This is a genomic window from Xanthomonas rydalmerensis (assembly GCF_033170385.1).
In the GTDB taxonomy this organism is placed as follows: domain Bacteria; phylum Pseudomonadota; class Gammaproteobacteria; order Xanthomonadales; family Xanthomonadaceae; genus Xanthomonas_A; species Xanthomonas_A rydalmerensis.
Genome location: NZ_CP126170.1, coordinates 2,416,795 through 2,428,898, shown reverse-complemented (window position 1 = coordinate 2,428,898; position 12,104 = coordinate 2,416,795). Strand labels below are relative to the sequence as shown.

At 67.8% G+C, this 12,104-nt stretch carries 9 protein-coding genes; 4 read left to right on the top strand and 5 right to left on the bottom strand.

The genetic code is table 11. The annotated features are described in order from the left end of the window. Nucleotides 1-200: 200 nt before the first annotated feature. Nucleotides 201-1,472: an Nramp family divalent metal transporter gene (locus QN245_RS10105; protein ID WP_317845347.1), complete on the top strand. Its 1,272-nt coding sequence runs from the start codon at nt 201-203 to the stop codon at nt 1,470-1,472. Between the two features lie 56 nt (nt 1,473-1,528). Here the strand turns inward: QN245_RS10105 and QN245_RS10100 are convergent, their stop codons facing one another. Beyond that, a complete protein-coding gene (locus tag QN245_RS10100; protein ID WP_160970766.1) occupies nt 1,529-3,238 on the bottom strand; it encodes an ATP-binding protein in 1,710 nt (569 codons plus the stop codon). Beyond that, the gene (locus tag QN245_RS10095; protein ID WP_160970764.1) at nt 3,235-4,749 is read right to left on the bottom strand and encodes an ATPase domain-containing protein; all 1,515 of its coding nucleotides are present in this window, start codon (nt 4,747-4,749) and stop codon (nt 3,235-3,237) included. Before QN245_RS10095 ends, QN245_RS10100 begins: the two co-directional genes overlap by 4 nt. Nucleotides 4,750-5,291: 542 nt before the next feature. Here QN245_RS10095 and QN245_RS10090 point away from each other — a divergent pair. After that, nucleotides 5,292-6,869, top strand: coding sequence for an MASE1 domain-containing protein (locus QN245_RS10090; RefSeq protein WP_317845221.1), 1,578 nt, complete (start codon nt 5,292-5,294; stop codon nt 6,867-6,869). Here the strand turns inward: QN245_RS10090 and QN245_RS10085 are convergent. Next, nucleotides 6,791-7,210, bottom strand: a complete 420-nt coding sequence (locus tag QN245_RS10085) for a hypothetical protein (protein WP_317845346.1) — start codon at nt 7,208-7,210, stop codon at nt 6,791-6,793. The genes QN245_RS10090 and QN245_RS10085 overlap by 79 nt on opposite strands. 254 nt (nt 7,211-7,464) lie before the next feature. After that, nucleotides 7,465-8,352: a LysR family transcriptional regulator gene (locus tag QN245_RS10080; protein ID WP_317845220.1), complete on the bottom strand. Its 888-nt coding sequence runs from the start codon at nt 8,350-8,352 to the stop codon at nt 7,465-7,467. Between the two features lie 114 nt (nt 8,353-8,466). On the opposite strand from QN245_RS10080, the gene QN245_RS10075 reads away from it, so the two are divergent. After that, nucleotides 8,467-9,243: a class I SAM-dependent methyltransferase gene (locus QN245_RS10075; protein WP_317845219.1), complete on the top strand. Its 777-nt coding sequence runs from the start codon at nt 8,467-8,469 to the stop codon at nt 9,241-9,243. A gap of 281 nt (nt 9,244-9,524) precedes the next feature. Here QN245_RS10075 and QN245_RS10070 read toward each other — a convergent pair whose 3' ends face one another. Beyond that, on the bottom strand, nt 9,525-10,415 hold the full coding sequence (locus QN245_RS10070; protein ID WP_160970758.1) for a LysR family transcriptional regulator: 891 nt from the start codon (nt 10,413-10,415) through the stop codon (nt 9,525-9,527). 107 nt (nt 10,416-10,522) lie between these two features. On the opposite strand from QN245_RS10070, the gene QN245_RS10065 reads away from it, so the two are divergent. Continuing rightward, nucleotides 10,523-12,094: a proton-conducting transporter transmembrane domain-containing protein gene (locus tag QN245_RS10065; protein WP_317845218.1), complete on the top strand. Its 1,572-nt coding sequence runs from the start codon at nt 10,523-10,525 to the stop codon at nt 12,092-12,094. The last annotated feature ends 10 nt before the right edge of the window (nt 12,095-12,104 follow it).

Genomic DNA, 12,104 nt, shown 5'->3' with positions numbered 1-12,104 from the left:
CTGCCGACCACCTGCCTATTCTGGCCGAAATCCGGGCTATCGCAGCGATTTGAATTGCCAATGCTAATCCATATAGCACCTGCTATATACTCGTTTGCACCCCGCCCCACCCCGTCGTCGCCATGGCCGCCCCCCTGCCCCTGCCGAGTTCCGCTGCCGAGCACGCAAGCCGTGGCGAAGCGCGCCCCAGCCTGGGCGCCATGCATGCCAGCGTCGCCGTGCCACGCAACGGCCTTGGCTGGCGCCGCTTCCTGGCCTTCCTCGGGCCCGGCTACATGGTCTCGGTCGGCTACATGGATCCGGGCAACTGGGCGACCGACATCGCCGGCGGCTCGCACTTCGGCTATCTGCTGCTGTCGGTGATCCTGCTCTCCAACCTGATGGCGATCGTGCTGCAGGGGCTGGCCGCGCGCCTGGGCATCGCCACCGGCCTGGATCTGGCCCAGGCCTGCCGCGCGCACTATTCCAAGCCGGTGAACTTCCTGCTGTGGCTGGCCTGCGAGGCGGCCATCGTCGCCTGCGACCTGGCCGAGGTGATCGGCACCGCGATCGCGTTGAAGCTGCTGTTCGGCATCCCGCTCACCGCCGGCGCGATCATCACCTCGATCGACGCGCTGCTGGTGCTGTTCCTGATGCGCCGCGGCTTTCGCGCGCTGGAAGCGTTCGTGATCGCCCTGCTGATGGTGATCTTCGCCTGCTTCCTGGTGCAGATCGTGCTGGCCGCGCCGCCGCTGCGCGAGGTGCTGACCGGCTTCATCCCGCGCACGCAGGTGGTCACCGACCCGGCCGCGCTGTACCTGGCGATCGGCATCATCGGCGCGACGGTGATGCCGCACAACCTGTACCTGCATTCCTCGATCGTGCAGACCCGCGCCTACGAGCGCACCGATCAGGGCCGCCGCTCGGCGCTGCGCTGGGCGCTGGCCGACAGCACCATCGCGCTGAGCCTGGCGCTGTTCGTCAACGCCGCGATCCTGATCCTGGCCGCCGCGGTATTCCATGCGCACGGCCGCACCGACGTGCAGGAAATCGAACAGGCCCACGAACTGCTGGCGCCGATGCTCGGCGTCGGCCTGGCCTCGACCCTGTTCGCGGTGGCGCTGCTGGCCTCCGGCATCAATTCCACCGTCACCGCCACCCTGGCCGGGCAGATCGTGATGGAAGGCTTCCTGCACCTGCGCCTGCCGCCATGGGCGCGGCGCCTGCTGACCCGCGGCCTGGCGATCGTGCCGGTGGTGGCGGTGACCTCGCTGTACGGCGAACAGGGCACCGCCAAGCTGCTGGTGCTGAGCCAGGTGGTGCTGTCGATGCAGTTGCCGTTCGCGGTGATCCCGCTGGTGCGCTTCGTCACCGACAAGCCTCGGATGGGTCCGCTGGTCGTGCGCCGCGGGCTGGCCTGGCTGGCCTGGGGGATCGCTGCGCTGATCGTGGTGCTGAACCTGAAGCTGCTCATCGACACGCTGCTGCACTGACGGCGCGGTTGCGGTGCGCTTCCGGGCCCTGGTCTTTCAGGCCCCGGCGTCGATCGTTAACACAGCGAAGCGGTGTCCGATCTGCCGGCCATGCCGGCATTGGCCCGCACTTGCTGCAGCGCGTTGGCCAGTTCGTCCAGCCGGTAGGGTTTGGACAGGATCTGCACCCCTTGCGCCTCTGCCGCGGACTTCGCCGCTTCGGCATAGCCGCTGGTGAGCAGGACCGGCAGCGCGCCACGCCGCATGCGGATTTCCTGCACCAGCTCCAGGCCGTTCATGCCGCCGGGCATCATGATGTCGGAGAACACGATGTCCACCACGCGGCCGTTGGCCAGCGCACCCAGCGCCGCGCCCGCACTGGCCGCGCGGACGACCTCGTAGCCGAGTTGGCGCAACATCTCCCCGACCAGCGCGGCGACTTCGTCGTCGTCCTCCACCAGCAGCACGCAGCCGGCCTGGCCGGGCTCATCTCGAACGACCTGGAGGTCCACCAGGTGCCGATCTTCTTGCACTGGCGCACGGTGCGAGCGCGGCAACAGCAGATGGATCGCCGTGCCGCGCCCCGGCTCGCTGTCGATGTGGATGGAACCGCCCGACTGCTGCACGAAACCATGCACCTGGGCCAGGCCCAGGCCGGAGCCCTTGCCGATGTCCTTGGTGGTGTAGAACGGCTCGAACACCCGCGCCTTCACCTCCGGCGCCATGCCGCTGCCGTCGTCGATGATCGACAGGCGGATGAAATCCGGGTCGGTGGCGACGGCGCCAGGCAGGTTGCGCGCCCGTACCACGATGGTGCCGCCGTTGGGCATTGCATCGCGCGCGTTCACGGCCAGGTTCAGCACCACCAGTTCCAGTTCACCTGGGTCCACTTCGACCGGCCACAGGTCGTCGGCCAGATCGAAATCCACGTGCACGTCGCCACGCAGACTGCGGTCCAGCAACTCGCGCATGCCGCCGATCTGCCGCGACAGGTCGATCGGCTCGGGCTTGAGTTCCTGCCGGCGCGAGAACGCCAGCAGTTGCCGGGTCAGCCCGGCGCCGCGCTGTGCGGCCTTCTGCATGCCGTCCATCAAGCGTTTGCGGATCGCCGGATCGCTCTGACTGTCGAGCATCGCCAGGCCACCGGAGATCACCATCAGCAGGTTGTTGAAATCGTGCGCGACGCCGCCGGTCAACTGGCCCAGCGCCTCGATCTTCTGCGCCTGGCGCAGGGTCTCCTCGACCCGCGCGCGTTCGTCCATCTGCCGGCGCAACAGCCGATTGGCCTCCTCCAGCTCGCGCGTGCGCGCCACCACCTGCGCCTCCAGCTGCGCGGCGGCCGACGCCTGCGCCTGCAGCAGCGTGCGCACCTCGTATTGCCGCGCCCGTGCGCGCAATGCGGCCTTGATGGTGCTGGTGAAGGTGATCGTTTGCACCGGGCGTTCGAGCAGCGCCACGTTGCGCAGCGCACCCACCAGCTTGCGCCGCCATGCGACCACGAACGGCTGCTCCTGGTGGCTGGTCAGCACCACGAACGGCAGGTCCGACCAGGCCGGCTGCGCGTCGGCCCAGGCGAACAGCGCCGAGGTGTCCGCGCCGAACAGTCCCTCCTCGGCCAGGAACACCGCCGCCGCGCCGACGTGCAGCTCGCGCACCAGCATGCCCAGGTCTAAACAGTGGCACGCCACCACCCCGCCGCGACGCAGCAGTTCCACCGACGCCGGGCCGTCGCGCCCGATCGGCGTGTACACCAGGACGCGTTTTTCGGGTGCGTCGCTGCTGCTCATGCAAGCGGGTCCAGCAGCGGCAGGTCTCCCCCGCCATAGCGCGGCGTGCCGGAAAAGATGCCGCTGAATTCCTTGAGCGGCGGCCCCACGTCGATGCCCTTGCTGCTGAGCCGGAACTCGCGAATGGTGTTCTCGTGGTTGCCGCTGCGCTTCTTGACGACCGACAACGCGCGGCGCACGGTGCCGCCCACTTCGAAATACCGCAGCATCAGCACCGAATCGCTGAGATAGCTCAGGTCCAGCGGGGTCTCCATCGGGCCGACCAAGCCATGCTGCGCCAGCACCAGGATGGTCAGCACGCCGTGCTGGCCCAGATAGCTGAGCAGTTCGTGCATCTGCAGGATCAGGAAGCGCTCGTCCGGCATCGCATTGAGATAGCCGTTGAGGCTGTCGATGACGATCACCCGGGCGCCGTCGACCTCGACGCTGCTGCGCACGCTGGCGGCAAACTGCCCGGGCGACATCTCGGCCGGGTCGATCTGCTGGAAGCGGATCAGCCCGCTCGCCAAGTGCTTCTCCAGCGGCAGTCCCAGGGTGCGAGCGCGCGCCTCGACCGTGCCGCGGCCTTCGTCGAAGGCGAAGAACACACTGTGTTCGCCGCGTTCGGCAGCGGCGATGGCATAGGTCAGCGCCAGCGAGGACTTGCCCACGCCGGCAGCGCCGAGCAGCAAGGCATTGGTGCCGCGTTCCAGCCCGCCACCGAGCAGCCGGTCCAGTTCGGCATTGCCGCTGGAGGTGAATGCGTCGATGTGGTGATGCTTGTAGTCAGCCGCGACCAGCCGCGGATAGATTTCCAGGCCGCCGCGTTGGATGCTGAAATCGTGGTAGCCGCCGCGGAACTGGATGCCGCGCATCTTCACCACGCGCAGGCGCCGGCGTTCGGCGCCGTAGTCGATCGCCAACTGTTCCAGCAGCACCACGCCATGGGTGATGGAATGCAGCTGCAGGTCGTTTTCCTGCGAGGACAGGTCGTCGAGCAGGATCACCGTGCATTGGCGGCTGGCGAAGAAATGCTTCAGCGCCAGCACCTGGCGACGATAGCGCAGTGGACTTTGCGCCAGCAGGCGCAGTTCCGACAGGCTGTCCAGCACCACGCGGCTGGGATTGAGCTGTTCGACCTTCTGGAAGATCAGCTTGGTGGTCTCGGTGAGTTCCATCTCCGCCGGATGGAACACGGTGAGTTCGCGCTCCGGGTCCAGTGCGGTTTCCGGCGGCACCAGCTCGAACACGTCGACCTGCTCCATGCTCCAGCCGTGGCGCGTGGCGACCAGATGCAGTTCGCGCTGGGTCTCCGAGAGCGTGATGTACAGCACGCGCTCGCCCTGCCGAACGCCCTCCAGCAGGAACTGCAGGGCGATGGTGGTCTTGCCGGTGCCCGGACGTCCTTCGTACAGATACAGGCGGTTGGCGTCGACGCCGCCGCCGAGGATGTCGTCCAGGCCCGCGCTACCGGTGGAAATACGCGGCAATTCATCGCCATTCACGTGATCGGTCCGCCGATGGGGCGTCATGGTCGTCCTTTCTGTGCTGTTTGCACTATGGTCAACGCGTCGTGTGCTCGGGGTGCGTGGTGACCAAGTGCAACCCGGCCGGAGGTCGCGACCACCGCATGCCGCGACGTGCACGCGCGTCGAGCACGCCGTCTCCCTTGCACTTCTTCGCCACGAACCACGCTACGTTCGGCAAAGTGATTTTTCTGTGTAGGCAAAGGCGATGGGCGGACGTCCGCGCCGCATCGCTGTCATCCGTCGGGTAGCACATGGCCGCACATCGACGCCGGCTTCGCTCGCATGGCTTGGCGCCGAACCGGTCAAAGACGTGCTACCGCACGCATGGGCGGCAAGCAGGCCATACCGACAAAACATCTGGAATGCTGCAAGTGACGGTGCCGCTGGTGCAGGCTCGCAAATCCGAGGCGAAAGAAAGACCACGCACTCGCCTGCGGCACCGATGAGGTGCGACGCGTCTCACACTGTCGCCTACGCCAGCAACTGTCTACCCTCGACGCCGATCCGGCTTATACAGTAGCCGCGACATACCAGGGATGGCGGGGATGGCCGCGGCAAGAGATTTCGCCAAAGGCGTTCTACTGAGCGCGACCTACTGCATCGCCTTCCTGCTGGCGTGGCGCTGCTCCGTGGATCAGTGGTATCTGCCGGCAGGCGTGCGCGTCGCCAGCCTGCTGTTCCTGCCCGCGCGACGCTGGCCGTGGTTGCTGGCCGGCGATGCCGCCGCGCTGCTGACGCTGCGCATTCCCATGAGCGAGGCCTGGGGCGCGAGTGCCGCCTGGGCTTACCTGAGTCCGTTCCTGCTGATGCCGGCCGTGTCGCTGTTGCCGGTCCTGGTGCGTCAGCGAGTACCGGATCTGGCGCGCAAGGATCACTGGCTGCTGCCACTGGCGCTGGCGACCGCGCTGTGGAGCACGCTCTGCAACATCGCCATCAACACCGCCTTGGGCGGCCCGGCGGGGCCGGCGCCGCTCGATGTCCTGCTGCGCTACTGGCTCGGCGATTACCTGGGCACCTTGATGTTCGTGCTGCCGGCGTTGCTGTGGTTGCGCCGCGACGAACCCACGCAGATGCATGCCTCGCTGTTGCGCGAAGGGTTGGCGTCGATCGCCGTGGTCGTCGTGCTGTCGGCGTCGATCGCCGGCGTGGACGATGCCCTGCTGCGGCAGTTGCTGATGGTGTTGCTGGTGGTCCCGGCGATCGTGCTGACGCTGCGCCATGGTTGGCGGGGCGCGGCGCTCGGCGTGGTCCTGGCGAACGTTGCGGTGGCGCTGTCCATGCCCAAGGTCGTGGCACCCGGGATCCACGACGCCGACGCGTTCGTGGTGCAGATCCTGCTCGCCGCCACGGCCACGGTGATGTTCGCGTTCGGGTCGCGCATCTCCGCGGCCTATCGGCACATGCGCGACGACGGACGCCTGCGCGAGCAGGCGCTGGCCTTCGCGCAGGCCGGTTACCTGTCCGCCGAACGCACGCTGCGCCGGCGGGTGGTCGACTACACCGATCTCAGCACACAGATCAACAAGCTGCGCCGCGACGTGGTGGAGGATCTGCGTGCGCGCGGACACTACGCCGCCGCCATGCAGATGACCCGCACCGGCGTGATCCAGGCACAACTGCTGGACGAGTACGTCACCGCGCTCTACCCGCTCGGCATCGAGACGCATGGCCTGTACCCCACCCTGCACTCGCCGACCTTCGCCAACCTGTGCGCGACCGAGTTCCGCTGCCGCCTGCATGGCGATCCGCGGCGCCTGTCGCTGGGCCTGCAACTGGTGGCCTATCGCTGCATCCTCGACGCCATCGAGACCCTGCCCGTCGCCCACACCCACCTGCTGCAGGCGCGGGTCTGGCGTGCCAGGGGGCGGCAGGGCATCGCCATCCGCATCACCGCCGACGCCGCCATGCTGAGTGCAATGCGGCGTCGCCCGGAGGCGCCGGACCGGGAACTGGCGGTCCGCCTGCAAGCGCATGGCGGCACCTGCCGGCGCCGCCATGCGTTGAGTTTCAGCTTCCTGGTGTCGGAAAGCGCTGCCGCCAGCCTTCACTCTACCGACGTGACCTCCCACGCATCGCCGCGCCCATCCGCGCGCAGCCGCACCACCACCTCCGCGGTCCGATAGACCACACGGCCCGGCACCACTGGCGCTGCCGTCACCGTGACGCGCGCTACGTCGCTGCCCATCGGCAGCACCCACAGCGTCTTGCCGATGCGGCCGACCGCAGCGCGGACCACGCCGTTGGCGTCGTTGATCTGCAGGTAGTTCACGCCGTCGCGCGAAAACTCGTAGATGCGCCAGGCCGAATCCGTGGCGAGATTCAGCGCCTGGGGCACGCTCTCTCCCAGCCCCTTGCCGACGACCCCGTGCCCGCCGGAGGGGCAACACGTCTGCGCCTGCGCCTGAAAGGACAGCGCCAGCGCCGCTGCCGCCACGATTGCCAAGCCTTTCGCCTTCGTTTCCATTCCATCGATCCTTTCCCACGCGGGGAATTCCGCCTGCATCTCAGGCTGGATCAAGGTACGTGGTCCTGGCCCGGAAGCGGTCGACAAACACCATCAGCAAGGCCGTGCAGGGCCGCTCGCCTTTGGGGAGTCCGATCGCTGAACCGTTCCGTCGCCGGCGCGTAGGAGATCGGCCTGCTGCTCACCATTCTGTACGCAGTCCCCGGGCAAGCGACTACAGACACACAGCGGCGCTGGGTACCCGCCGCGCCGGCTCAATCGTCCTTCGCCAACGCCACGAAATGGGCCAACGGCGAGCCGGAGGGCGCGTCGCGCCAGATCAAGGTCAACGGAATGGTGAACGCGGATGCCGGATCCAGCGTCCGGTACACCACGCTCTCGCGATGCAGCGACTGCAGCGCCATCGGCATGATCGCGACGCCCTGCCCAGCTGCCACCATGGCGGCGGCGGACAGCAGACGCGGCACGGTGGCCACAGCCCGCGGCGCGAAACCGGCCCGGTGGCAGGCAGCGGACAGCACGTCCAGGATGCCTGGCCCGTCCGGACTGCGATACAGCACGAACTCCTCCGTCGCCAATTCTTCCAGCGCCAACGCATCGGTTGCCGCACTCAACCGGTGCCCACGCGGAAGTGCGACCACCACGGCTTCTTCAGCAAGGGTGATGGCGTGCAGCGGCGCAAAGCGCTCGGCGGGGGCGCGTACGAACGCCGCGTCCATCTCTTCGGCCCGCACCGCACGAAACAAGCCGTCGGTAGCATGCTCACGCACATCCAGCGCGACCTGCGGATAGCCTTCGCGGAACGCTCGCAGGATCCGCGGCACCAGCGGATGCAATGCAGCCGAACTGGTGTAGCCCATCACCAGGCGACCCAGTTGCCCCTGCGCCGCACGCCGCACGCGAACGACGGCGTCATCGGCCGCGGCCAGAATGGCCTGCGCATCCGCCAGGAACACGCGTCCTGCATCGTTGAGGCGCACGCTGCGCGGCGTCCGCTGGAACAGTTCGACACCCAGTTCGCGCTCCAGATCGCGGATCTGCTGGCTGAGTGGCGGCTGCTGAATGCCCAGATGCGCCGCCGCCTTGGTGACGCTCTGCGCAGCTGCCACGGCGACGAAATAACGGAGATGGCGCAATTCCATGGCGTTAATGATATTCAAAATATCTGCTCATGGTAGCAAGCAGATATTTTACATTCCGATTATCCATCCCTAGCATCGCGGTCCTTCGTGAATCCCTTTTATGGACCACCGCCGATGCCCATCGATTTCCACGCACGCCAGAACCGATACACCTACTCCGGCAGGGACGTCGATCCAGGCTGGATGGACGCCATGCAGGTCCTTGTCGAACCCGTGGGCAAGCGGATTGCCGACGTTGGCTGCGGGGGCGGCCTTTACTCGCTGGCCTGGCATGCGCTGGGTGCCGCCCACGTAACGGGCGTGGATTTCTCCGCGGAGATGGTGGCGGCAAGCCGCGAGCGAGGCGCGGGCGTGGACGACGTCTGCTTCGTGCAAGGCTCCGCCGCCGCGACGGGGCTTCCCACGGCAAGCTGCGATGTGGTGTTCCAGCGCGCATTGATTCACCACCTGCCGGACTACGTGGCGTGCTTTGCCGAGGCTCGCCGCCTCCTGGCACCCGGAGGACGCCTGCTCGTGCAGGACCGCACACCCGAGGACGTCGACCTGCCTGGATCCAGCACACACCTGCGCGGCTACTTCTTCGACTGCTTTCCGCGGCTTCGTGCCGTCGAGGCCGGCCGTCGGCCTACGCACGCGACCGTCGCGGCGGCAATGCAAGCTGCCGGCTTCACCGACATCGCCGAGCGTTCGCTGTGGGAAACACGCAAACGCTACGATGGCGTCGAATCGCTGGCCCTGGACCTGGCGGCGCGCTCGGGTCGCTCGATCCTGCACGAACTGAGCGATGACGAACTGCAGTCCCTGATCGACGACCTCCGTAGCCGATTGCCCGCGGATGAGGAAATCGTCGAGCAAGACCGCTGGACCCTCTGGGTTGCACGACCCGCCTGATGCGCGTGCATGGGCCACCGCGCATAGCGCGCGCGGGATCGTGTCATCAGTAGCGAAGGAGATCGGCGCTACGTGGCGAGACAGCCATCGGCGCCGCGACGATCGAAGCCGCTAGCGGGTCTCGGCATGGCGCCGGCGCCAAGCCTCCACGTCGAGAGCGAACCCATGCAGGGCCGCCTCGTCGTTGATTTGGCAAAGGCGGTGTGGGAACCGTTCTAGTTCGTGCTGCCGAATCCCCATGAAGCGATTCACACGCCGGTCCGACGGCTGCCACGGTGGCACTACAGGCTTCCAAATGCGGCCGTCGGCTGCAGCAGCAGCCGCACCAGCGGATTCGGGAAGCGCCGCGACATGGTCACGGCGTGGAAGGTCTCCACGATGTCCGGCAATTGGTCGCCTTCCACCAGCACGCCCGCGGCGATCTCGTCCTTGACCACGATCGGCGGGAGCACGGCCAGGCCGATGTCCTCGCGCGCCAGCAAGCGCATCATCGCCATGTCCTCCACTTCCGCCACGATCTGCGGTCGCACGCCCAGGCGATCGGCCAAGGCGTCGAAGCCCGCGCGCACGCTGTTGTCCACCGTCGGCAGGATGATGGGGTGGTGGCGCAGGCGGTCGGCGATGCTGGCGGCGTGACCCAACCGATCCGGCGTGCCCACCAGGCTGACCGGGCGCTCGGCGAGCCGATGGGTGACGAACGGGGTCAGCGCGTCGCCCGGCGGCGCCTGATTGAGCAGGACCACGTCGAGGTTGAGCGCCTCCAGTGCCCGCAGCAATTCGCCGGCACTGCCCGAACGCAGGATCAGGTCGATGTCGGGCCGGCCGAGCAGCGGCCGCAGGAACTCCAACTGGAAGTTGCGCGACAGCGTGGCCAGCGAGCCGACCCGCAGCGCCTGCCGGGCAGCGCCGGTCTGCCGCAGCGTGCCCAGCAGTTCGTCGCCGGTCGCGAAGATCGCATCGGCGTGGTCGAGCACGATCTGTCCGGCTTCGGTCAGGTGCAGCTGCCGCCCGCGCCGTTCGAACAGCGCATGGCCGAGGCGCTCCTCGAGCTTGCGGATCTGCACCGACAAAGCCGACTGGGTGAGGTTGAGCCGCTCGGCAGTACGAGTGAGATTGCCGTCGTGGGCCACAGCCCAGAAGTAGCGCAGGTGGTTGTAGTTCAGGGCGGCCATCGTTCGATAATAACGAACGATATCGCGAAAACAATGAATTTTTGTTCCATCCCGACGATCGCTATCGTGGCGCCGCCCGCCACTGCGCTCGATCCGAGGGAATTGCCTTGTCGCTCTATCTGCTGCCGCTCTCTGCACCGTTCTTGCTGCTGGCCGCCGCGATGTTCGGCTTCGTTCGCAGCGGCCGACGTCCACGCCTGCTGCCCGCCTTCGCCGAAGGCGCCGCGCTCGGCGCGCTGCTCGTCGCGCTCGCCTCGCTGACGCTGCTGATCGTTCGTGGCGCCGGCGACAGTGAGCTGATCGGCTGGGGAGGCCTCGGCCTGTCGGCACGGCTGGATGCGGTGAGCACCACGATGCTGCTGCTGGTCGCCTTCGTCGGCTGGATCGTGGTGCGCTACACCCGCACCTATCTCGATGGCGAGACGCGCCAGGGCTATTTCACCGGCTGGCTGTGCCTGGCGCTCGCGGCGGTACTGCTGCTGGTGCAGGCAGGCAACCTGGTCCAGATCGTCGTCGCCTGGATCGCGACCAGCATCGCGCTCAATCGCCTGCTGCTGTTCTATCCCGATCGCGTGGCGGCACAGCGCGCTGCGCGCAAGAAGCGCCTGTTCTCCAGCATCGGCGCCATCGCCCTGATCTGCGCGGCCCTGCTTGTCTGGAAGAGCCTGGGCACCACCGACATCGCCACGATCAACGCACTGGCCCGCGGCGGCCGGCACGACTGGCTGCTGACGGCCGCCGCCGCGCTACTCGCGCTCGCCGCGGTACTGAAATCGGCGCAGTTCCCGACCCACGGCTGGCTCACCGAGATGATGGAGGCGCCCACGCCGGTGTCGGCGCTGCTGCATGCCGGCGTGGTCAACGGTGGCGGCTTCCTGCTGATCCGCTTCGCCGACCTGATGCTCGCAGCCCCTGGCGTGCTCGCCGTGCTGGCCATGCTGGGCGGGTTCACCGCCCTGTTCGGCGCGCTGGTGATGCTGACCCAGCCGGCGGTCAAGACCTCGCTGGCCTGGTCCACGGTCGCGCAGATGGGCTTCATGATCCTGCAGTGCGGGCTGGCGCTGTTCCCGCTCGCGCTGCTGCACATCGTCGCGCACTCGCTCTACAAGGCGCATGCCTTCCTGGCCTCCGGCGGTGCCGTCGAGCAGGTGGCCTCGATTCGCCGACCCGGGCCCGCTGCGGTACCCGACGGCGCGGCGGTCGGCCGCGCCTTCCTGATCGCCCTGGCGATCTATGTCGGGATCGGCGCCGCCTTCGGGTTCGCCTTCGGCTTCGAGCAGAAGTCGCCGCAGGCGCTGGCATTGGGCGCTATCCTGATCTTCGGCGTGGCCTATCTGCTGGCCCAGGGCCTGGCCGATGCCGCGCCGCGTCCGCTCACCCGCAGGACGGTGCTGTACGCCAGCGCCGCGGCAATCGGCTACTTCGCCCTGCAGACGGTCGCCGAATGGCTGACCACCGGCGTGCTGCCGGCGACGCCGGCGCCGGGCCGGCTGGAGTGGACGCTGATGGCGCTGGCGGTGCTGAGCTTCGGCTTGGTGGCCGTGGCGCAGGCGCTGTTCCCGCTGTGGGCTTCGCACCCGGCCGCCGCCGGACTGCGCGTACATCTTTCCAACGGCCTGTACGCCAACGCCACGCTCGACCGCCTGCTCGGCGGCTGGTCTGTTCGCAAGACGTCGTGACCTCTACCCG

Bases quoted from the DNA above. Each gene is read 5' to 3' on its own strand.
- QN245_RS10105 (WP_317845347.1), top strand. From the start codon at position 201: ATGCATGCCAGCGTCGCCGTGCCACGCAACGGCCTTGGCTGGCGCCGC.
- QN245_RS10100 (WP_160970766.1), bottom strand. From the start codon at position 3,238: ATGAGCAGCAGCGACGCACCCGAAAAACGCGTCCTGGTGTACACGCCG.
- QN245_RS10095 (WP_160970764.1), bottom strand. From the start codon at position 4,749: ATGACGCCCCATCGGCGGACCGATCACGTGAATGGCGATGAATTGCCG.
- QN245_RS10090 (WP_317845221.1), top strand. From the start codon at position 5,292: ATGGCCGCGGCAAGAGATTTCGCCAAAGGCGTTCTACTGAGCGCGACC.
- QN245_RS10085 (WP_317845346.1), bottom strand. From the start codon at position 7,210: ATGGAAACGAAGGCGAAAGGCTTGGCAATCGTGGCGGCAGCGGCGCTG.
- QN245_RS10080 (WP_317845220.1), bottom strand. From the start codon at position 8,352: ATGGAATTGCGCCATCTCCGTTATTTCGTCGCCGTGGCAGCTGCGCAG.
- QN245_RS10075 (WP_317845219.1), top strand. From the start codon at position 8,467: ATGCCCATCGATTTCCACGCACGCCAGAACCGATACACCTACTCCGGC.
- QN245_RS10070 (WP_160970758.1), bottom strand. From the start codon at position 10,415: ATGGCCGCCCTGAACTACAACCACCTGCGCTACTTCTGGGCTGTGGCC.